Raw genomic sequence first — 19,884 nt, 5'->3', positions numbered from 1 at the left:
CTCATGACCATCGACTCACGTCAGATCGCGGCCGGCATGCTCGACGCGGTGCCGTTCGTCCGTACCCTCGGGTTCGAATTCGTGGAGATCGCCCCCGACGGCGCCGAAGGCGTCCGGGTCGGGGTCCGGCTGCCGGACACCCCCGCCACCCACAACCATGTCGGCGGCCCCCACGCCGGGGCGCTGTTCACCCTCGGGGAAACCGCCTCCGGAGCGGTGGTGCTGGCCGCCTTCGGCGCGATGCTCGACCGGGTGGTGCCGCTGGCCGTCACCGCGAACATCGCCTACCGGAAGCTGGCCCTCGGCCCGGTACGGGCAACCGCCCGGCTCGGACGGCCCGTGGCCGAGGTGACCGCCGAATTCGACGCCGGCACCCGCCCCGAGTTCCCGGTGCTGGTCGAGATCGGCACCGAGGACGGCGAGTTGACCGCCGAGATGACCGTGGTCTGGACGCTGCGCCGCCGCTGACCTCGTACGAGGTGGGAAACACCATCGAGGAAAGACGTTTGTCCGACCGGTTCCCCCGGATAAGTTGAGAGCGTGCTGGGTCTACCCGCTCATGTGACCGCGTGCCTCTTCGACCTCGACGGAGTGCTGACCCAGACTGCCCGGGTCCACAACTCCGCCTGGGCCGAGACGTTCGACGCCTTCCTGCGTCAGTGGGCCGACGCCCACGGGCAGCCGTTCGTGGCGTACGACCCGGGGCCGGACTACAACCGGTATGTCGACGGGCGCCCCCGAGCCGACGGCGTACGGACCTTCCTCGCCTCCCGGGGCATCGAACTGCCGGAGGGGAAACCCGACGACCCGCCCGAGGCGAACACGGTCAACGGCGTCGGCAACCGGAAGAACGAGATCCTGCTCCGCCGGATCCACACCGACGGCGTCCAGGTGTACGACGGATCGGTCGCGTACCTGCACGCCGCTGCCCGCGCCGGGCTGCGCCGGGCGGTCGTGTCGGCCAGCGCGAACTGCCGGGACGTCGTCGCCTCCGCCGGACTCGAAGACCTGCTGGAGGTCCGGGTCGACGGGGTGGTCGCCGCCCAGCGGGGGCTGCGCGGCAAACCGCACCCGGACACCTTCCTGGCCGCCGCCGAGCAACTCGGCGTCAAGCCCGACCAGGCCGCCGTCTTCGAGGACGCGCTGTCCGGGGTCGAGGCGGGCCGGGGCGGTGGCTTCGGCTACGTGGTCGGGGTCGACCGGGTCGGGCAGGCCACGGCGCTGCGCGAGCACGGTGCCAGCATCGTCGTCACCGACCTGGCCGAACTCCTGACCCGCGAGGATGCCGCATGATCCGGGAACGGGCCTATCCGGTCGAGCCCTGGCACGTCCGGGAGACCCGCCTCGACGTCGACGTGCTGGCCCAGTCGGAGTCGGTGTTCGCCCTCGCCAACGGTCACATCGGACTGCGCGGCAACCTGGACGAGGGCGAGCCGCACGGCCTGCCCGGCACCTATCTCAACTCGTTCTTCGAACTCCGGCCGCTGCCGTACGCCGAGGCCGGGTACGGCTTCCCCGAGTCCGGGCAGACCATCGTCAACGTCACCAACGGCAAGCTGATCCGGCTGCTCGTCGACGACGAACCCTTCGACGTCCGGTACGGCGAGCTGTTCGACCACGAACGGGTTCTCGACCTGCGGGCCGGGACCCTGCACCGGGAGGTGCTCTGGCGCTCCCCGGCCGGCAAGCGGGTACGGATCCGCAGCACCCGACTGGTCTCCTTCACCCAGCGCTCGGTCGCGGCCATCCGGTACGAGGTGGAGCCGGTCGACGAGCCGCTGCGGCTGATCGTGCAGTCGGAACTGGTCGCCAACGAGGTCCTGCCGGCGCAGAGCAAGGATCCCCGGGTCGCGGCGGTGCTGGAGTCGCCGCTGCAGTCCGAGGAGCACCTGGCCCTGGAGGACGGGGGTCTGCTGGTCCACACCACCAGGGCCAGCGGGCTCCGGCTGGCCGCGGCGATGGGCCACGAACTGGAGGCACCGGCCCGGACCACGCTGAGCACCGAAACCTTCGACGACTGGGCCCGGACCACCATCACCTGCGTACTCCAGCCGGGTGAGCGGATCCGGCTGGACAAGTACGTCGCGTACGGGTGGTCCAGCGAACGGTCCCGGCCCGCCCTGCGCGACCAGGTCGGCGCCGCCCTGGCCGGGGCACGTTTCTCCGGCTGGGACGGGCTCCTCGCCGAGCAGCGCGACTACCTGGACACCTTCTGGGACACCTCCGACGTACGCGTCGAGGGCGATCCGGAGGTGCAGCAGGCGGTCCGGTTCGGCCTGTTCCACGTACTCCAGGCCGGTGCGCGGGCCGAGTTGCGCCCGATCGCCGCCAAGGGGCTGACCGGTCCGGGGTACGACGGGCACGTCTTCTGGGACACCGAGACGTTCGTGCTGCCGGTGCTGACGTACACCCTGCCGTCGGCGGTGGCGTCCGGGCTCCGGTGGCGGCACTCCACCCTCCCGATGGCCCAGGAACGGGCCCGGACCCTCGGGCTGAACGGGGCCGCGTTCCCGTGGCGGACCATCCGGGGCCAGGAATGTTCGGCGTACTGGCCGGCCGGCACGGCCGCGTTCCACATCGCGGCGGACATCGCCGACGCCGTACGCCGCTACGTGCAGGCCACCGGCGATCAGGACTTCGAGCGCGAGATCGGGCTGGAGTTGCTGGTCGAGACGGCCAGACTGTGGCGTTCGCTCGGGCACCACGACCGGGCCGGCAAGTTCCACCTGGACGGGATGACCGGCCCGGACGAGTACACCGCGGTGAAGAGCGACAACGTCTACACCAACCTGATGGCGCAGCGGAACCTGCTCTCCGCCGCCGACGCCGTGTCGAGGCACAGCGACCACGCCTGGCGGTTGGGCGTGGACGACGAGGAGACCGCCGCCTGGCGGGACGCGGCGAACGCCATGCACATCCCGTACGACGAGGAGTTGGGCGTACACCAGCAGGTGGAGGGCTTCACCCGGCTCCAGGAGTGGGACTTCGCGGGCACCCCGCCGGAGAAGTACCCGCTGCTGCTGAACTACCCGTACTTCGACCTGTACCGCAAGCAGGTGGTGAAGCAGTCCGACCTGGTGCTCGCCATGCACTGGCGCGGGGACGCGTTCACCCCGGAGGAGAAGTCCCGCAACTTCGCCTACTACGAGCGGCGTACGGTCCGCGACTCGTCGTTGTCGGCCTGCACCCAGGCGGTCCTCGCGGCCGAGGTGGGGCATCTCGAGCTGGCCCACGACTACCTGGGCGAGGCCGCCCTGATGGACCTGCACGACCTGAACCAGAACACCCGCGACGGGGTGCACGTCGCCTCACTGGCCGGGGCGTGGATCGCGCTGGTCGCCGGCTTCGGCGGGATGCGCGACCACGGGGACACCCTCTATTTCGCGCCCCGGCTACCGAACCGGATCGACCGGCTGGAGTTCTCGCTGGTCTGGCACGGGCACCGGCTCCGGGTCGACGTACGCGAACGCGAGACGACGTACTCCCTGCGCGACGGCGACAGCAGCGGCGGGGTGGTGGAGCTGTTCCACCACGGGGAGAAGGTCCGGGTCACCTCCGACGAACCGGTGACCAAACCGGTGCCGGAGGCGCGCCCGGCGGGTCCCGCACCGAAGCAGCCGCCCGGCCGCGCCCCGGCCCGCCGGGCCTCGGTGGCCGAGATCGCCGGCCCGACCGTCAAGTCCGAGGTCGAGCCCCCGCGCCGCCCCCGCGCCCAGAAGTAGGTCCGCGGCCGTCCCCGGTCAGAGCAGGGACAGGTGTACGTGGTTGGTGTGGTCGCTGGACGGGTCACCCTTCGCGGACGAGTACGCCTTCCAGCCCGTTGCCGGGAACCAGATCTGGCGGTACCAGATCACGTAGAGGATGCCGAGCCGGTCGGCGTTGCGGACCAGGAACGCGGCGAGGTTGTTGCCGTACGTCTTGTCGCCGCCACTGGCGTCCCCGCCGAACCCGCCGGGCTGCGCGGAGAAGTCGCAGGCCCGGCCCTTCGGGTGTTCGAACGGCCCACCGCTGCGGTAACACGACACGTACCGGGTGAAGCCGAGCCGTTTGGTCTCGGTCAGCGCGTGCAGGGTGCGCGGGGTGACGCAGCCGTTGGTGGTCGGGTCGTTCTGGTTGCAGGACTGCGCCGGCAGGGACCCGTCCCGGTTGCGCGGTGCGGATTCCGCGACCGGTGAGCTGGCGTTCACGAAGCCCTCGGTGCTGGTGCCGCCGACCTGGGAGAGGGCGCGTTCGGCCGCCTCCTTCTGCTTGGCCATCACGGAGAGCTGGCGCTGTTCCTCGGCCATCGCCGCGTCGGCCGCCGCCTTCGCCCGGGTGGCCCGGTCGCGTGCCTCGTACAGTTGGCGAAGTTTGCTGTTGTCGCGCTGCGCGATCAGGTCGAGCCCCCCGGCCCGGTCCATGAAGTCGTCCGGTGAGGCGCTGCCGAGCAGCGCGGAGATCGGCCCGATCCGGCCGATCCGGTAGGCGCTGACGGCGACCTCTCCGACCTCGGGCGTGAGCTGGTCGAGCTGTGCCTCGATTTGCCGCAGTTCGTCGGCGAGCGCCACCTGGTGCTTGCGGGCGTTCTCCACCCCGACGCTCGCGGCGGCGTAACCACGCCCGGCCGACTCGAGTACGTCACGTAAGAGGGGGTTGCCGCCCTCGTCCCCGGGCGCGGTCGGCGAGGAGGGTGCGGCTGCGGCCGGCCCGGCCGCGACGGCGGCACCGCCCAGCAGAGTCACCACGGCGAGCAGGGTCAGGGCCAGCGAGAACCGCTGACGCTTGGGTCTCGTCATGCACGTTCCTCCCGTCGGCCGCCGACCGGGTTAGCTGACGGGTTCGGGACGGAACAGGCCCTACCGCGTGTGCGGACTCACCCCGACTACCTGGTTCCCCGGCTCGCACAAGGCGATTGGGCGGCGGTCGTCGCCGACAGCAGAGGGGGTACCACCGGGTCGGAACCGAGGGTGACATTACCGGATCAGACGGACTTAGTACCCGATTTCAGGGTCGCCGCCAGAGATTTCTCCTGCTAGCGCACCGAACCCCGGCGGGCCTCCGTGAGGAGTGCCCGCCGGGGCGTGTCGTCGTGCCCGGCCCCGGCCGCGTCCCGGAGACCGAAATCTCCGGTGTCGGCCGAGCCGTGGTGTCTCTCCTGATCTAGCGGCGGTCCCCGGTCGAGGGAACACCCGAAGGGTCGTGCGGGGTCACCCGGCGCGGGTCGTCCGAGGCCCGTGCCTGTGCCGCCTCGTCCGCCCAGTCCCGCCGCGCACCCTCGCGCTTGTCGCGTTTGTCCTTCGGCGGACTGGTGCCGGCTCGACCGGACTCCGACTTAGCGGATTTGTGGTGGGTCATGGCATCCTCACGATCGCCTCAGCGCGGGCCGCTGCCACGGCCGCCGTGGTCTTCCTGCCTGACCCGGTTCGCCTTCCCGACCACCGAGCCCGCAAACGGGGATTGGCGGCCCGGCGGCGGGTTGTTCCACTCGTAGGCGGGTACCGGACAGCGGGTGGAGACAGTGACGACCGAGACCACGATCTGGGCCGGGGAGGTGCAGCTCACCGCCGACCTGGTCACCCCTACCGAGGGGACGGTCGGAGTGGTGCTGTTCGCCCACGGCAGCGGCAGCTCCCGGCGCAGCCCGCGCAACGTCGCGGTGGCGAGGGTACTCAACCAGCGGGCCCTGGCGACCGTGCTCGTCGACCTGCTTACGCCCGAGGAGGAGCAGGTCGACGAGAAGACCGCGGAGCTGCGCTTCGACATACCGATGCTCGCCGGCCGGGTGGTCGGGGTGATCGACTGGCTGCGGGCCGAGCCCGACACGGCCGCCGTGCCGATCGGGCTGTTCGGCGCGAGCACGGGTGCGGCGGCGGCACTGGTAGCCGCGGCCGAGCGGCCGGAGCACGTACCGGCGGTCGTCTCCCGCGGCGGCCGCGCGGACCTGGCGGGTCCGGCCCTTTCCCGCGTACGCGCGGCGACCCTGCTGCTGGTCGGCGGTCAGGACGAACAGGTGATCCAGTTCAACCAGCAGGCCCGCGACGCGCTCGGCGGGGAGGTGGAACTGCGGATCATCCCCGACGCGACCCACCTGTTCCCGGAGCCCGGAGCGCTGGAGCAGGTGGCCGACCAGGCCGCCGACTGGTTCGCCGACCGCCTACCCAGTTTCGGCGCCGCCCCCTGACCGGTGCGCGCTTTCGCCGCTGCCCGAGGCCGTCCGTCTGTGGCTCGGACGCCGAACGCGGACCCCTGTCCGACCCGTTCATCGGCGGGATTGGCGGGTAACCCGCTGGCATGCACATCGGGATCATCGGCGCAGGAAACGTAGGTGGAACGCTCGCCCGTCGTCTCGCCGCGGCGGGCCACGAGATCGCGATCGCGAACGCGAGCGGCCCACAGAAGATGCAGGACCTCATGGGCGATCTCGGACACCGGGCGCACGCGGTACCCCCGTCGGAAGCGGCGCGCTTCGGTGACGTGGTGATCGTCGCCGTACCGTTCGGCCGGTACAACGAACTGCCCACGGCGGAGCTGAAGGGCAAAACCGTCATGGACACCGGGAACTACACACCGGACCGGGACGGGAACATCCCCGAGTTGGACCAGGACCAGACCACCTCCAGCGAGATGGTGCAGCAGCACCTGCGCGGTGCGCACGTGGTCAAGGCGTTCAACACCCTGCACGCCGAGAACATGCGCGACCACGCCCGCCAGTCCTCGGCCCAGGAGCGGTACGGCATTCCGATGTCCGGGGACGATCCGCAGGCCAAGCGGGCCGTCGCGGACCTGGTGGAAGAGCTCGGTTTCCAGCCGGTGGACGCCGGTGATCTCGCGTCCGGTGGGCGCAAGCAGCAGCCGGGCGGCATCACCTACGACGCCGACTTCACCGCCGACGAGCTGGTCGAGGCGTTGCGCCTGGACTCCTGACCCGACCACGTCGCTGCCGTCGGCTGGCTGCCTCCGGAGTGCCGGTCACGAGGGGTCCCGCCCCTGCCGGAGTGCGGTGATGGTGTCGACAACCCGGTAGACCACCGCGGTCACCGGCACCGCCACGAAGGCACCGGCGATCCCGCCGAAGAGGGTGCCCGCGGTGACCGCCACCAGGATCACCACCGGGTGCAGGCGTACCTGCCGTTTCATGATCAGTGGTTCGAGCAGGTTGCCCTCGGTCTGCTGTACGGCGATCACCGCCAGCAGCGTCAGCAGAGCGGTGGTCGGACCGTTGGCGGCGAGGGCGACCAGGACCGCGACGCTGCCGGCGACCGTGGCGCCGATGATCGGGATGAACCCGCCGAGGAAGGTGACCACCGCCAGCGGAAAGGCGAGCGGGACCCCGAGCAGGACCAGTGCCAACCCGATGCCGATGCCGTCGATCGCCGCGATCGCCACCGTCCCCCGGGTGTACGCGCTCAGCGTGTGCCAGCCGTTGCGCCCAGCCTGGATAAAGGCGGGGCGGGACCGGTCGGAGACCCGGCTCAGCACCCACTGCCACATCGGCCGCCCGTCCTTGAGCAGGAAGAACAGCAGCACGAAAATCAGCAGTACGGCGCCCGCCACCTCGGCTGCCGTACGGGCTCCGGCCACCGGGTCCGGCGTCGACCGGCGCAGCCCGTCGGTCGCCTGCTTGGTCCACCGGTCCAGTTGCTCGGGGCTGACCGGCAGCGAGCCGGTGATGAAGTCCCTGGTCCGGTCCAGACCCTCGTCCAGTTGCTTGCTCAGGCTGGAGAACTGGTCCGCCGTGAGGGTCCACACCAGGTACGCGGCCCCGCCGATCACCGCCAGCAGGAGGAAGAGCGAGATCAGCGCGGCCAGTGCCGGGGGCAGGCGCAACCGGCGCAGCCGTACGGCCAGCGGGTCGAGCATGGCGGCCAGGAAGAGGGTGGCGGCGAGCGCGATGGTCAGCGGCGCGAGCCGGGAGGCGAGGGTGGCGAGCAGGAAGACCCCGCCCGCGATGATCAGCAGGCAGGCGCTCCAAACCACGGACCAGCGCAGGAACCAGGGCAGACTGTCCCAGGTGCTGTGTACCCGTTGCTGGGCACCCTGGATCCGATCGAGTCTGCCGTGCAGCGGGGCCTCCGGCTCCGGCGCTGCCGGGCCCGCCCCGACAGCCTCCGGATCGGGTGCCGCGGTGCCGTCAGACACTGTCGGCCCCTCGCTCGCTCGCCATGGTCACGGTGACCCCTCTCGATGTCGGCGGAGGGGCAGTACCCGGTCAGGGGTGGGTCGACACGTCTGGGCGGGGCGTCCAGAATCCTACGCGATGTAGCGATAGCTCCGTGTTTCGTCCTGAATTTCGCTCCGTCGGCGTTCCGGCGTCGCCGGGACAGACGGATGGGGGCTCCCGCTGGCACGGGAGCCCCCATCGGGGTCAGGTCGGATCAGGGACGGCCGTCGGCACCGCACTTGATGATCGGTCGGATGCAGTCCTGCACCCGGCGGGCCATCTCGTCCTCCGGCCAGGCGTTGAAGAAGTCCCCGTGCATCGTGTAGCCAGCTCCGGAGGCGAGCCGGAACCGGGCCGGGTCACCATTGGCCGGGTACCGCAGGACCTGGCGCAACTTCGGGACCGGAACCGGATGGGTGCTCGGGCAGCCACCGTTGACCGGGTACGCCATGTGGCTCTTGTGGTCGGGCGAGTCGAGGTCGACCCCGTTCCAGCACTGCGGGAAGTCGAGATACGACTCGATCATGCTCCCGGCGGGACAGTTCACGAAGTCCTTCGACGCACCGACCTCGCCATGGTGGAGGCAGGACCAGCGGGAGTTGGTGGAATCGTCCGGGGCGGTCGCCCTGGCGTTACCGGCGACGATCCGCAGCCCGAGCGGCAGCGGCTGGATCTGCGCGATCACGTCGTCGCGTACGCCCTCGCCGAGGTAGTAGAACGTGGTGATCTCGGGCTCGACCGTCTGGTCACTGACGTACAGGGTCGGCACCCAGTACGACGACTTGTCCACCGCCGGATTGCAGTTGCTGTTCGCGTTGAGCAGGTCCGGCAGCTCGGTGTGGGCGTTGGTGACCTCGCTGCCGAAGAAGCTGTGCATGTGCGAGGCGCCGGGCAGGCCGGGGAAGACGATCGGGTCGTCGGGCAGGCGATGGCTGAACGGGCAGTCGGCGAGGAACTCCGCCACCCTGACCGGTTCGGCGGCGGCGTCGGCCTTCGACACGGCGGCGGTGAGGTAGCTGCCCATAAGCGCGACCAGGGCGGCGAAGAGCAGGACCAGGCGCAGGCGTGGCCGGGTGACGAGAGCGGATCTCCGGTGCATACGGAAACTCCTTGGGCTCACGGGTGGGGGTACGTGCGGTGGAGTGCCGGGGCGCCGAGGGGACGCCCGCGGGGGCCGGCCGGGTGACCGGCCCCCGAAGCGAGAGACGGTTACTGGTAGACGCGTACGTAGTCGACGAGCATCCGGGACGGGAACGGGGTGGTGCCGTCCACCGGTCCGGGGAAGTCGCCGCCGACGGCCAGGTTGAGGATGATGTAGAACGGGTGGTCGAAGATCCACGGCCCGCGGGTCGCCTCGACCGTCTCCTTGCTCGCCACGAAGACCGTCTGGCCGTCGAGCTTGAAGGTGATGCCCCGGCTGTCCCACTCGGCGGACCAGATGTGGAAGTCGTCGGCCAGGTCGACCCCGCCGGGCGCCGGATACTTCTGCCCGTAGCCGCCACCGCCGTTGTACTGCGGTGCGTGGAGGGTGGAGTAGCCCTCCAGGGTGTTGCGGCCGAGGACCTCCATGATGTCGATCTCACCGTTGTACGGCCACGGGCGGCCGGTGAGGAAGTCGGCGCCCATCATCCAGAAGGCCGGCCACAACCCGTTGCCCTTCGGCACCTTGACCCGGGCCTCGACCCGCCCGTACTGGACGGTGAACTTGCCGCCGGTGTTCATCCGGTGCGATGTGTAGTCACGCCCACCAGCGGTTTCGCGCCGCGCTTCCAGGACGAGCGAGCCGTTGCCGTCCATGTTGGCGTTGTTGTTGTCGGTGTAGTACTGGACCTCGTTGTTCTGCCCGGTGCCCGGGTCGATGGTCCACTTCGCCGGGTCCGGCTTGCTGCCGGCGGCACCGTTGAACTCGTCACTCCAGACCAGCTCCGTGGCCGGGAACGTCGGGTCGGCCGGCTGCGCGGGCGGGGCGGTCGGGTTGCCGCCGGTCCCGTACACCTTGAATTCGTAGAGCGAGTAGCCGTACGGCCCGGACCGGGCGGTGCCGTACATCCGCACGTAGCGACCGGTGCCGGTGGCGTTGATCGTTTCCTTGAAGCCCCGACCGGTGGTGGTGGAGTAGATCGTGGTCCAGGTGGTCGCATCGGGCGAGACCTGGATCTGGTACGCGGCCGCGTACGCCGGATCCCACTGGAGGACCACCTGGTTCACCGTGGCGGTGGCACCGAGGTCGACGTAGATCCAACCTGGGTCGACCCAGCCCGTGGTGGAACTGGTTGCCCACCGGCTCGCCGGGTCGAGGTCGAACGCCTTGTCGGGTGTGCACTCGAAGCAGTTCACGTCGCTCTGGTCGGTCGAGGCGACAGCCGGCTTGCCGTACGACAGCAGCCCTTCCTCGGCGGCGCTGGCCGCGCCCGGCGTGACGGTCAAATAGCCGCCGAGCAGGGCGACCAACGCGGTCAGCGTGGCGATCCCGTGCCGCCGACCAATGCTTGGAGCAGTAGGAGCCCGATCCATCAGTCCTCCTTCGCGGAGTAGGACGAATGGCATCAACCCATGACGGGCTGGTGTCATCTGGACGAAGAGAGCGCTCCCTTGCAACCCACTCTTAACCGGATCATCACCTCTGTCAATTCGAGGAGGCGACCGGAGAGCGCTCTCCCTCCTAGGTAGCGCTCCCAGGCAGGTGATCGAAGGACGGGCTGGCAGAGACCTCGCCAGACCAGCGAAAGGTCTGAATTGCCAGGTAGAGAGCGCTCCCGCAACAAACGCTCGACCGATCGATCACGGCGCCCCGGTCCGGCGCCCCAGATTTCTCAAAAATTTCGCCGATATCGTGCTGTGGCATGAGCATCGAACCCTCGCAGACCACCCACGAGCGCGGCACGACCGTGCCGGAGCTGACCGAGCGGCTGCGGACGTTCGTCGCCGAGCGCGACTGGCAGCAGTTCCACACCGCGAAGAACCTGTCCATGGCACTGGCCGGCGAGGTCGGTGAGCTGCTCGCCGAGTTGCAGTGGCTCACCCCGGACGAGGCGGCGCGGGTGATGACCCACGATCCGGCGGCCGGTGCACGGATCCGCGCCGAGATCGGTGACGTGATGATCTACCTGACCCGGCTGGCCGACGTACTCGACATCGACCTCGTGGCCGCCGCCCACGCCAAGCTCGACGACTCGGCCCTGCGCTACACGGTCGAGCGGTCCTACGGCTCGGTCGCAAAGGTCCCACCCAACCAGCCGTCCGGGTCGTAGCCCTCGGTCGTCAGCGTGGGCTGGGACGCCGGGTGCGCACGCTGATGATCGTCAGGGTCGACTGGATAGTTCGACTGCCTCTGCGAGCACCGCGTCAAGGTCGGTGTCGGTGAGATCCTCCTGGGTTAGGACCCGGTAGACCGTCGCCGCTTGAATCCTGCCAATCATCGATTGATCGATCGTGTAGTCGACCGACGGATCGATGATCGAGGTGATCAGGGCCTCTGCCGCCTCAGCGTCGATGTCGGGGCCGCCCTGGCTGAGATCCGCACGCAGTTCAGCGACAAACTTGATGACGTCGGCGGGTGTGCTGCTCTCGCCGAAACGACGATCGACCGTGATGAAGAAGAGGGCCGCGAGGAACCGGGGAAAGCCGCCCCATCCCTCAGCATCGAGCTTCGCTTCGATCCGGTCGTTCGCGTCGTGGTCGCCGCGTACCAGGGTGCGGATGTACTCGGGCAGTTCAGGCTTGATCGTCATCGTCGCGCTTCCTCGCTCGTCGATTTTTGCCATGGTTCCATATGGACTTCGCCACCACGGCCAATGCCCCAGCTGCCATCACGGCGGCAGTGATCGGATGGTCTATCTGGGGACGCTCCTGGGCGGGCGGCGGCTCGGGCGCAACGGTGCCGGTCGAGGATTCGCCTGGCGGGTTCGTTTGCTGCTTGAGGTACTTGAACACGTCTTTGGCGTTGGTCTCCGCGGTCTTCAGTGAGTCCTGGGCATCATCGGCCTTCTGCACCTGCTTGCGCCAGGCGAGGTCGGCCCGACGTGCCCGCTGCTCCGCGCCTTGAATGATCTGCTCACCGGTGGGGGTTGCGGAGTTGGAAGCTTGGTGGGTGGGGGCGGAGCCGGGGGCGATGGTGTTGAGGTAGGTGGTTAGGCTCTCGTTTGCCTTGGCCAGGAGTCGGGCGTAGCGGGCGACTTTCTCGCTGGCGGCCTGGCTGGCGGTGATGGCGGCGCGGATCATGCTGTGGTCGGTGCCGGTCGCCGCCTCGGTGAATTGGGCCTTGGCCTGGTCGGCGTCGGCCTGAGCGCGCAGCGCCGTGACAACTGCGGCGTCCAGGCTTTCGAGTACGGCACGCAGCTGCGCAACAACGTCGCCGACGCTGGCTGTCATCCGAGACTGGTGAGGTAGTCGTCGGCGCTGTCGGCTGCGGCGCTGAACCGGCTGATGGTCGGGTTCACCTCGTCCTTCGCCTCGTCCAACAGCTGCCGTACTTTCTCGACGTCTTCGTTGCGGCTGTCGTGCAGGAGTTGCAGGGCGCGTGCGGTTGCATCCGTTGCGCTGCTCGCAGCCTGCTCGAAGGTTTCCTGCCCCTGCTTCGTCGCGTGGATGCCCTCGCGGAGGGTGGCCTTCACCTCGCTGATGTTCACCGCTCCGGCTCCCGATCAGCCGAGCAGGCCGATGTATGCGCGGGCGGCCTGTTCGCTGCCCTGGATCAGGGTGGCGGCTTCGGTCAGGCGTTGTTTGCTCTGTTCAGCTCGGGCGATGGCCTCGCCGATGGTCTGGTGACCGGTCCCGGCCGCGACGGCGCGGAGCCGGGCGAGTAGCTGTTCGGTGCTGGTTATCGCGCCCTGGATCTGGTTCACGGTGCTGTTGCCCTGCTCAGCGGCCTGCATGAGCGCCGCCTTGACCTCCTCGATGCTGGCCATCCCGCTCCCCTTCGGATCGCCGTCGTGGTGGGTGACCTCCGTGCCGAACGCCGCCGTGCCGAAGCTGAGTGCGTGTCACGTTTGCGTGGTCGACCGAACACTATCGGGAGTGGGCAACCGGTCGCAGCCCCGAAATCGACGGGCGGGCATCTCCGAGCGTGTATGTCTCGGCAGGAGTCGCGAGCACATGGGCCGGACCGGCCAGGTTGGACCGAGGAGACCTCAAATGCGATCTTGGCGCCCTTGGCGATCCTGCTGGCACTGATGAGCCATCTGGTCGGCGATCAGGGTTAGAGGCCCAGCGCCTGATCGTCCGAAAACTCGTCCATGATCGCCGTTTGTGTGGCTGCGGAAATGATCGCCGAAAAGATGATCTGGGCTGGTTGAGGGACGATGCCGAAGATGCCCTCCGGCTCTGGGAGCCAGTCGTCGGCGTCTAGGTGTGGAACGGCGTTGAGGATGATTGCGAGCATCTTCGGGTCCATGAAGCCCTCAGCGGCGACAGCCAGGTAGGCCTCGCCATCCTTCGCTCTCACTAGTGCCGAGATCTTATGTCCACTGAGAGTTGCGATCCACGTCTTGCCATTCTGGATCGAGCCGGCGATGAGCTTCCGGACGACCTGTCTGATTTGCAAGGTCACCCGCACCGCCAGCTCGGCCCTCAGGCGACGTATATCTACGTCGGCCGGGAGTAGATGGGCGGAGCTGGTGGTGCCGGTTCCCTTGCCTTCGCGCTGTACCTCCCTGGTCAGCGACCGATAGAAGTCGGCGTCGCTGTCCTGTTGTCGTCTGCCGGCGGCGCCGATCCACCACCAGGTTCCTGCCTCCAGAATCTCTGGGCGGTATTCCATGGCGTGGTTCAGTTGAACAACAGCGCCTCGGTAGGTCCCAGTCTTGACCTTGAACCAGACCAGGTCCCGGATCGCACGAATACGTTCGGCACCATGTGCGACGACTTCGTGCGGCACTTGCTGCGCCCTGGCGATGACGGGATGTTGTATGGCTTCCAATGACTGTTCGAGCGGAGGAAAGATGAGCTCAAGATCCTGGAGGCAGCGTTTGGTCGGCCTCACGGGTGAATGAGTCGGCTCGGTCACCGGGCGACCTTAACCCAGCTATTCATGAGAGGCCAAAACCGATGGTGCCTGCTCTACGGCATGAGAAAGAGGCAAGGTAGAGCGAATATCCTCAAAAGGTATTCACTCTGTATCGGAGAATCCGCCAATTTCGTCGAGTTCAGCACGGGACATGCCTGTCAGAAGTGCGACAGAGCTCGCGGTAGAACCGTCAAGCTGGCGCAAAGCCTGGGTAACCCCGCGCTGGATCTCCGTGCGGTGATTCTCGATGTATTCCCGCACCGCGATGTCAACGACATCCTTCTTGGAACGACCAAGGAAATGTGCGGCATGGGAGATCAGTTGATCGGTCTGTGTGTCGACCTTGATCGGCGTGACGGCGGTAGCCATGACTTCCTTCCTGGTGGTCAGGTTACCCAGGTACCAAAGTACCATGCGGTTCGAGGGAGTGCACCCCTTCTTCTGATGGGGTTCGAACAAGGCCACGCTTCTCGTGACTGACAGGTCGATCTAGGAGGCGCCGACGACGGCTTTGGCCCTGGAAGTGGCGGTCAGGCCTGGTTTGACGCATCTACGGCACGTCCCAACAGCGTTTCGAGTTCCTGATTGGTGACATCGGGGCTGCTGAGGATGTGCAGGATCGCCAAGCCTTGGGTACGCCCGACCATCTGGGGTTCGAGGCTGATGTCGATGCTGGGGTCAAGAGCGGCCCTGACCAGTTCTTCCGCGGCGGTCGGGTCGATCTGGGATCCACTTGGAGCGGCGGCGCGCATCTCTGCCACGAACAAGATGATCTCGCCAGCAGTCGCTTTCGCGTTCAGGCGTCGGTGCACCGCGTAGTAGAAGACAGCGCCGAGCAGGGTCGAGAAGTTGTCCCACCCTTCCGCATCGAGTTCAGCCTCAATCCGGTCATTGGCTTCGTGATCGCCCTTCACCATCGTGCGGATGTAGTCGACCATCTCGGGCTTGATCTTCATCTTCCCTCGTTCCTCCCTTCCTTTCGTGGCGTTTCTTGATCATGTTGCACAGATCCATGATCCCCACTGCAACTGCGCCAACCGCCAGGACGACGAAACCGACCCGTTGAGGCCGCCCGGCTGCCGTACCAACGTCGGGCTGCGGCGGATTGTTGCCCCTATGGGGGCAGTGGAAGACCACAGCCCACGCCGGAAATGAGCAGTGCCGGACCGGGAAGAGACGTGTGCCCCGGTTGGGAGGCCGGGGCACACGGGTGAGACGGGGTGGGTCAGGAGGCGCGGGTGGCGGCTTTGACGCTGGAGACGAAGGTGGACCAGGCGTACGGGTGGAAGGCGAGGACCGGTCCGGCCTGGTCCTTGCTGTCGCGTACGGCGACGAGGTCGGTCAGGTTGTCGGCGACCTCGACACACTCGCCGCCGTTGCTGCCGCTGCGGGTGCTTTTGCGCCATCGGGCGCCGGTCAGGTCAAGCATGGTGAACCTCCCCGATGATTTTGTTGATCAAGTGCTTCGATTGTCCCTCATCCAGGGCGAGATGGTTGAGCCCGTTCCAGACGGTCTCGTAGGCGGCAACCTCCTCCGGGCGGTCGAGATAGAGCGCGCCGGTCCAGGACTCGCTGTAGATGATGGGCGGCTCGGGGGTGGCCCGGTTACCGGGTGGGAAGTCCAGCATGACGAACGTTCCCGCCTCCACGCCTCGGTGTAGACCCGCCGACAGTGGCAGCACGCGGATCGAGACGGAGGGCAGGTCGTTCATCGAAAGCAGGTGGAGCAACTGCTCCGCCATCACCGCTAGGCTGCCGACCGTCCGCAGCAGCGCGGCCTCGTGGATGACAACCTCCAGGTTGGGAGCTGGCGGAAGGCGTCGGGTCAGCAGGGACTGCCGTTGTAGTCGGATGTCGACCAGGCGTTCGCGTTCCTCGTAGCGCACCTCGGTGCGGTGGTCGTAGACGGCTCGGGCGTAGTCCCTGGTCTGGAGTAGGCCCGGGATCATGGCGTCGTAGAAGAAGCGGAGGCGGGAGGCGGCGGCTTCTAGGCCGACGTACATCTCGAACCACTCGGGGATGGCGTCGCCGTACGCGTGCCACCAGCCCTTGGCCTTGGTCTCGCCGGCCAGTCCGACCAGGGCGGTGACCAGCTCCGGCGACGCGTCGTAGAGCTGGCACATCGCCTTGACGTCGAGCGAGCGGACCGAGCCGAGTCCACTCTCGATCCGCCAGACCTTCTGCCGGCTGCACTCCAGCGTCTCGGCCGCTCCGTCCAGGGTCACCCCGGCCTCGGTGCGGAGCTGACGCAGGGTCCGGCCGAGTTGCCGCCGGGGCACCGTCGAGCCCATGTCCTCTGCCATTTGATCACGCCCCCGTTCGATTTTTTAACATCCCGCCGCCTCCACTGCAACGCCTGCCCGTTACGCGAAAATAAGCCAACGGGCAAGGTCGGATTCCACTGAAGAATTCATTGCGATCCCCGTATCGCACATTACAAGATGACGCTTGTAAGGGCGACCATCAATACGGTCCGCGTTCCGCCCATCGAGCTGATCAACAATTCTTCGCCGAAAGGTTGATGCTGTCGTGTGCGTACCTGTCTCTCGTTTATGGTCGAGTGATCGCCGATGACCGGGCCGATCGTCGTCACCTGCCACCGGTGCGCCGGTACGACCGTCACCGAGGGGCCGTGTGGTTGCCTCAACGGTGGGAACCGGCTGCTGGTCACCGACGATCCGGTGCCACGCGAGGCGTACCGGGAGTGCAGGATGTGCGGCGGATCGGGCAGGGTCGCGACCGCCTGCCACACCTGCGGACAACGCGGCCGGCAGCGGGCGCAGATCGTGCTCACCGTCGCCAACGTCGACACCGGTGCGGTCGCCTCGACCAGCGTCGAGCCCGGCACGGTGGCTCCCGTGCCCGACATCGGCGGCGGCTGGCGGCTGCGCCTCGGCCCGCTGGTCTGCGAGCTGGCCGCCACGGTCGGGGCCGCCACCTGGTCCGACGTATGGGGGAGGCCGGACGGCGAGCTGGACGTTTCCCTGCCCCGGGACTGGCGACCCGACCTGCCGCTCGAACGTTGGCGGGCACTGGAGGCAGCGGCGATCGCCGCCCAGGCGGGCGAGGGATGGCACCTGTATCTGGGCCGGAGCATTGCCGCGCCCCCGGTCGACCCGGAGCGGCGGTTGGGCGAGTTGTGCGCGGTTGCCGACCTGCTCTGCCTTGACCTGGTGGTGGAGGCGCGGCGCAACCGGACCGAGGATCAGCTCTACTGGAACATTCGTTACGACGTACCCGGTGCCAGGGTGCCGGCGCGGCCCCGGCTGGACGCGACCAGCCTGGCCCTCGCGGCCACCGCCGCCACCGTCCTGCGCGCGATCGGCGGCATCTCCGCCCGAGGGTTGACCGCGCCCGCCCACTACCTGCATCAGGCCGGCGAATCCGTGCCGGTCAGGGCGCACGTCAACCTGGACGAGTTGGAACGGCGGGTGGTTGCCGACTGCACCGACCTGCGCACCGGTCTGACGCTGCCCGGTGCCCAGGCGATCTGGCGCGACGGGCGGTGGTGGCACACCAGTTTGCGGGTCACCGGCCACGTCGAGAGCCTGAGCGAGCAGCAGACGGGTCAGATTGTCCGACGGGTGACGCCGGTGTTGGAGCGCGGTTGGGAGCCGCCCGCGCCGACCTGGCTCGGCGAGCCGATCGAATACTCGCCCTGCCCCGACTGCGATCCCGGCAGCCGGTTGCGGGCCTGTCTCTGCACCCTCGGCGGCAGCCCGGTCGACGCCGACTGCGGCAGTTGCGGTGGTGCGGGCGTACGTGCGCTTGCGCTGCCCTGCCATACCTGCGGGGACAGCCACCGGATCCACTCCGGCGTCGTCGTCACCATCACCGACCTGGGTCGGCGGGTCGAGCATCTTCGGTGGCGGGCGGGCGAGGTCGTGCCCAGCCCGCAGGTCGCCACCCATCCGAACGGGAAGCCGCTGGTCCAGCTTCCCGACCGCTACCGGCTGGACGCCGAGGCCGGCAGGATCGGCGTACGGCCGGAGGACCTCACCGAGCTCGACGGCGGCTGGCCGGTCGACCAGGATCTGCGTGAGGGGCTGGTGACCCTGCACCGAAGCGACGTGGACGGGCTGACCCAGTTCGTCGCGCGAGCCGGGCGGGGGCATCCCGGTGCCCGGTTGCTCGTGCTCACCGCCCCGCCGGACGTACCGTCGCTGGCCGAGCTGGTCCGGCTTGCTGTCGGGCTCGGTCTGGGTCTCGTGGTCACCCTGAGGGACAACCGGATCAACGCCGCTGACCCGACCCGCGTCCACGGGATCTCGTGGCACGTCGAGTTCACACCGGCTGACCCGCCGACCGTCACCATCGACCCGCCCACCCGGCCGAGCCTGGCGGCGGCAGTCGCGTACAGCCTCGAATATCTGGAGACCGCCCTCGCCGAGGAAGTGCCGACCGACCCTGCCCAGCCGATCCCGGCACCGCAGTGTGCCGAGCCGACGACAATCGAAGACCCGGAACGGCTCATTCGTCGGCTGGCCGCGCGTCACGGGGGCGAGCAGGTGTCCGTCCACTTCGGTGTGAACGAATGCCACGTCTATCTGCGTGAGCAGGATGACCTTCGCCCGTTGGCCACCGGGAGGGACGTGATCGCCGCGTTTGCGGCGTTGGGCGTGATCTCGGAATCATCGACCGGACAGGCGCCCGGCGACTGAGCCGAGCGCTTCAGACGTTGTGGGGGCCTCGATCGGTAGCACCCGACCGCTGTGTGATGAGTCACTAATACCCTTTTCGTCCCGGCGTGGATGCTGTGGAACAGTCGTTCCCTGTGGGCGTAGGGCATCAGGTGCGGGCGGGGAGCACAAGCCATGTCTCGGCCGGGAGCAGAAGCTGGACCGCCGGCGTCCCGCGGCCGTGTAGAAGTCGGGTCCGAGTCAGAACGAGCAGAGAGAGCTGAACAGCAACCATGAGCGTCAAGATGGCCGATGTTCGCGACATGTACACCGTACATATCGTGTTTCGGCGTGAATTCGGTCAGCTACCGTCGTTGGTCCGGGCTGTCGCGGAGGGCGACACAGCCCGCGCGGATCTTGTCGGTGGGCACATCCAACTCCTCTGCGCTCTGTTGCACTCCCACCACAGCGGCGAGGACGAACTGCTGTGGCCGAGGCTGCTGGAGCGTGGTTCCGACGAGATAGCGCCGATCGTCCACCTCGCCGAGGCCCAGCACGAGGCGGTGGACAAGGGGATCACGGACATCAACGAAGCCCTCCCGATGTGGCGCAGCACCGCCTCCGTCGCGGGCCGGGACGGGATCGGGGATGCCGTCGAGCGGTTGTACGGACCGCTGGTCGAGCACCTGGACATGGAGGAGCAGCAGATCCTCCCGCTTGCCGAGAAGTACGTGACCGCGGCCGAGTGGCAGGAACTCGGGCAGCATTCGATGGCGGGCCTGCCGAAGAACCGACTGCCTCTGCTCTTCGGCATGACGATGTACGAGGGTGACCCGGAGGTCATGAAGGAGATCATCGCAACGATGCCGCTTCTGCCCCGGCTGCTCATGCCGACGCTCGCACCGAGATTGTTCGCCTCGTACGCCAAGCGGATCCACGGCACTTCCACCCCCAACCGCGTGGCCTCACGCTGATCCGGCAGCCGCCGACAAATCGTGCCCCCGTCCATGGTCGGGGGCACGCGTGTATTGAGCTGTTGGTGCTGCGGCCCCATTACCCGGCGCCGATCAGCTTCGCATCAACTCTCAGGTCTGAATCACGAAGACGCCCGCGTAGGCGTC

20 protein-coding genes, 1 pseudogene and 1 riboswitch are annotated in these 19,884 nt (G+C 68.2%); of the genes and pseudogenes, 8 read left to right on the top strand and 13 right to left on the bottom strand.

The features are described from left to right. Positions 1-3: 3 nt before the first annotated feature. The 3 genes and pseudogenes from OIE47_RS10385 to OIE47_RS10375 all read left to right on the top strand — a co-directional run. On the top strand, positions 4-468 hold the full coding sequence (locus OIE47_RS10385) for a DUF4442 domain-containing protein (protein WP_326561283.1): 465 nt from the start codon (positions 4-6) through the stop codon (positions 466-468). A gap of 72 nt (positions 469-540) precedes the next feature. Then, positions 541-1,293, top strand: coding sequence for a beta-phosphoglucomutase family hydrolase (locus OIE47_RS10380; RefSeq protein WP_326561282.1), 753 nt, complete (start codon positions 541-543; stop codon positions 1,291-1,293). Continuing rightward, positions 1,290-3,644 (top strand): annotated as a pseudogene (locus tag OIE47_RS10375) (glycoside hydrolase family 65 protein); the annotation flags it as partial. The gene OIE47_RS10380 and the pseudogene OIE47_RS10375, both read left to right, overlap by 4 nt. Before the next feature lie 96 nt (positions 3,645-3,740). Here OIE47_RS10375 and OIE47_RS10370 read toward each other — a convergent pair. Beyond that, positions 3,741-4,775, bottom strand: coding sequence for a coiled-coil domain-containing protein (locus tag OIE47_RS10370; RefSeq protein WP_326561281.1), 1,035 nt, complete (start codon positions 4,773-4,775; stop codon positions 3,741-3,743). A 3-nt stretch (positions 4,776-4,778) separates the two neighbouring features. After that, positions 4,779-4,908, bottom strand: a riboswitch (cyclic di-AMP (ydaO/yuaA leader). A 589-nt stretch (positions 4,909-5,497) separates the two neighbouring features. On the opposite strand from OIE47_RS10370, the gene OIE47_RS10365 reads away from it, so the two are divergent. Beyond that, complete coding sequence (locus tag OIE47_RS10365) at positions 5,498-6,160, top strand: dienelactone hydrolase family protein (RefSeq protein WP_326561280.1); 663 nt, start codon at positions 5,498-5,500, stop codon at positions 6,158-6,160. Positions 6,161-6,270: 110 nt separating this feature from the next. Beyond that, entirely contained in the window at positions 6,271-6,903 is a 633-nt protein-coding gene (locus tag OIE47_RS10360; protein ID WP_326561279.1) for an NADPH-dependent F420 reductase, read from the top strand. A gap of 45 nt (positions 6,904-6,948) precedes the next feature. Here the strand turns inward: OIE47_RS10360 and OIE47_RS10355 are convergent, their stop codons facing one another. The 3 genes from OIE47_RS10355 to OIE47_RS10345 all read right to left on the bottom strand — a co-directional run bounded on the left by OIE47_RS10355 (position 6,949) and on the right by OIE47_RS10345 (position 10,654). Next, positions 6,949-8,118: an AI-2E family transporter gene (locus tag OIE47_RS10355; protein ID WP_326561278.1), complete on the bottom strand. Its 1,170-nt coding sequence runs from the start codon at positions 8,116-8,118 to the stop codon at positions 6,949-6,951. Positions 8,119-8,354: 236 nt separating this feature from the next. Continuing rightward, complete coding sequence (locus tag OIE47_RS10350) at positions 8,355-9,239, bottom strand: DUF1996 domain-containing protein (protein WP_326561277.1); 885 nt, start codon at positions 9,237-9,239, stop codon at positions 8,355-8,357. A 110-nt stretch (positions 9,240-9,349) separates the two neighbouring features. Continuing rightward, complete coding sequence (locus tag OIE47_RS10345; protein ID WP_326561276.1) at positions 9,350-10,654, bottom strand: family 16 glycosylhydrolase; 1,305 nt, start codon at positions 10,652-10,654, stop codon at positions 9,350-9,352. Positions 10,655-10,983: 329 nt separating this feature from the next. Here OIE47_RS10345 and OIE47_RS10340 point away from each other — a divergent pair, with 329 nt between their 5' ends. Further along, a complete protein-coding gene (locus tag OIE47_RS10340; RefSeq protein ID WP_326561275.1) occupies positions 10,984-11,391 on the top strand; it encodes a nucleotide pyrophosphohydrolase in 408 nt (135 codons plus the stop codon). A 51-nt stretch (positions 11,392-11,442) separates the two neighbouring features. Here OIE47_RS10340 and OIE47_RS10335 read toward each other — a convergent pair whose 3' ends face one another. The 9 genes from OIE47_RS10335 to OIE47_RS10295 all read right to left on the bottom strand — a co-directional run bounded on the left by OIE47_RS10335 (position 11,443) and on the right by OIE47_RS10295 (position 16,447). Continuing rightward, positions 11,443-11,871 (bottom strand): hypothetical protein, encoded by a 429-nt coding sequence (locus OIE47_RS10335; protein ID WP_326561274.1) that lies wholly within the window; start codon positions 11,869-11,871, stop codon positions 11,443-11,445. Continuing rightward, positions 11,855-12,511, bottom strand: coding sequence for a hypothetical protein (locus tag OIE47_RS10330; RefSeq protein ID WP_326561273.1), 657 nt, complete (start codon positions 12,509-12,511; stop codon positions 11,855-11,857). Before OIE47_RS10330 ends, OIE47_RS10335 begins: the two co-directional genes overlap by 17 nt. Further along, positions 12,508-12,768 carry a hypothetical protein gene (locus OIE47_RS10325; protein WP_326561272.1) on the bottom strand — a complete coding sequence of 87 codons (261 nt, stop codon included), beginning with the start codon at positions 12,766-12,768 and terminating at the stop codon, positions 12,508-12,510. Before OIE47_RS10325 ends, OIE47_RS10330 begins: the two co-directional genes overlap by 4 nt. Before the next feature lie 15 nt (positions 12,769-12,783). Next, on the bottom strand, positions 12,784-13,047 hold the full coding sequence (locus tag OIE47_RS10320) for a hypothetical protein (RefSeq protein ID WP_326561271.1): 264 nt from the start codon (positions 13,045-13,047) through the stop codon (positions 12,784-12,786). 290 nt (positions 13,048-13,337) lie between these two features. Then, positions 13,338-14,144 (bottom strand): hypothetical protein, encoded by an 807-nt coding sequence (locus OIE47_RS10315; protein ID WP_326561270.1) that lies wholly within the window; start codon positions 14,142-14,144, stop codon positions 13,338-13,340. 102 nt (positions 14,145-14,246) lie between these two features. Then, positions 14,247-14,513, bottom strand: a complete 267-nt coding sequence (locus OIE47_RS10310; protein WP_326561269.1) for a hypothetical protein — start codon at positions 14,511-14,513, stop codon at positions 14,247-14,249. A 161-nt stretch (positions 14,514-14,674) separates the two neighbouring features. Continuing rightward, entirely contained in the window at positions 14,675-15,100 is a 426-nt protein-coding gene (locus OIE47_RS10305) for a hypothetical protein (protein ID WP_326561268.1), read from the bottom strand. Positions 15,101-15,369: 269 nt separating this feature from the next. Beyond that, complete coding sequence (locus tag OIE47_RS10300; RefSeq protein ID WP_326561267.1) at positions 15,370-15,573, bottom strand: DUF397 domain-containing protein; 204 nt, start codon at positions 15,571-15,573, stop codon at positions 15,370-15,372. Further along, on the bottom strand, positions 15,566-16,447 hold the full coding sequence (locus OIE47_RS10295) for a helix-turn-helix domain-containing protein (RefSeq protein ID WP_326561266.1): 882 nt from the start codon (positions 16,445-16,447) through the stop codon (positions 15,566-15,568). Before OIE47_RS10295 ends, OIE47_RS10300 begins: the two co-directional genes overlap by 8 nt. 267 nt (positions 16,448-16,714) lie before the next feature. Here OIE47_RS10295 and OIE47_RS10290 point away from each other — a divergent pair, with 267 nt between their 5' ends. Next, a complete protein-coding gene (locus OIE47_RS10290) occupies positions 16,715-18,805 on the top strand; it encodes a hypothetical protein (RefSeq protein ID WP_326561265.1) in 2,091 nt (696 codons plus the stop codon). 299 nt (positions 18,806-19,104) lie between these two features. Continuing rightward, the gene (locus tag OIE47_RS10285) at positions 19,105-19,737 is read left to right on the top strand and encodes a hemerythrin domain-containing protein (protein ID WP_326561264.1); all 633 of its coding nucleotides are present in this window, start codon (positions 19,105-19,107) and stop codon (positions 19,735-19,737) included. Positions 19,738-19,884 lie beyond the last annotated feature (147 nt).

This window comes from Micromonospora sp. NBC_01796 (genome assembly GCF_035917455.1).
In the GTDB taxonomy this organism is placed as follows: Bacteria; Actinomycetota; Actinomycetes; order Mycobacteriales; family Micromonosporaceae; genus Micromonospora_G.
The sequence above is the reverse complement of the archived record's forward strand: the minus strand, read 5'-3'. Positions and strand labels throughout refer to the sequence as shown.

Coding starts and splice junctions, on each gene's coding strand:
- OIE47_RS10290 (WP_326561265.1), top strand. CDS start 16,715: ATGACCGGGCCGATCGTCGTCACCTGCCACCGGTGCGCCGGTACGACC.
- OIE47_RS10330 (WP_326561273.1), bottom strand. CDS start 12,511: ATGACAGCCAGCGTCGGCGACGTTGTTGCGCAGCTGCGTGCCGTACTC.
- OIE47_RS10295 (WP_326561266.1), bottom strand. CDS start 16,447: ATGGCAGAGGACATGGGCTCGACGGTGCCCCGGCGGCAACTCGGCCGG.
- OIE47_RS10345 (WP_326561276.1), bottom strand. CDS start 10,654: ATGGATCGGGCTCCTACTGCTCCAAGCATTGGTCGGCGGCACGGGATC.
- OIE47_RS10300 (WP_326561267.1), bottom strand. CDS start 15,573: ATGCTTGACCTGACCGGCGCCCGATGGCGCAAAAGCACCCGCAGCGGC.
- OIE47_RS10385 (WP_326561283.1), top strand. CDS start 4: ATGACCATCGACTCACGTCAGATCGCGGCCGGCATGCTCGACGCGGTG.
- OIE47_RS10320 (WP_326561271.1), bottom strand. CDS start 13,047: ATGGCCAGCATCGAGGAGGTCAAGGCGGCGCTCATGCAGGCCGCTGAG.
- OIE47_RS10350 (WP_326561277.1), bottom strand. CDS start 9,239: ATGCACCGGAGATCCGCTCTCGTCACCCGGCCACGCCTGCGCCTGGTC.
- OIE47_RS10305 (WP_326561268.1), bottom strand. CDS start 15,100: ATGAAGATCAAGCCCGAGATGGTCGACTACATCCGCACGATGGTGAAG.
- OIE47_RS10310 (WP_326561269.1), bottom strand. CDS start 14,513: ATGGCTACCGCCGTCACGCCGATCAAGGTCGACACACAGACCGATCAA.
- OIE47_RS10370 (WP_326561281.1), bottom strand. CDS start 4,775: ATGACGAGACCCAAGCGTCAGCGGTTCTCGCTGGCCCTGACCCTGCTC.
- OIE47_RS10360 (WP_326561279.1), top strand. CDS start 6,271: ATGCACATCGGGATCATCGGCGCAGGAAACGTAGGTGGAACGCTCGCC.
- OIE47_RS10340 (WP_326561275.1), top strand. CDS start 10,984: ATGAGCATCGAACCCTCGCAGACCACCCACGAGCGCGGCACGACCGTG.
- OIE47_RS10335 (WP_326561274.1), bottom strand. CDS start 11,871: ATGACGATCAAGCCTGAACTGCCCGAGTACATCCGCACCCTGGTACGC.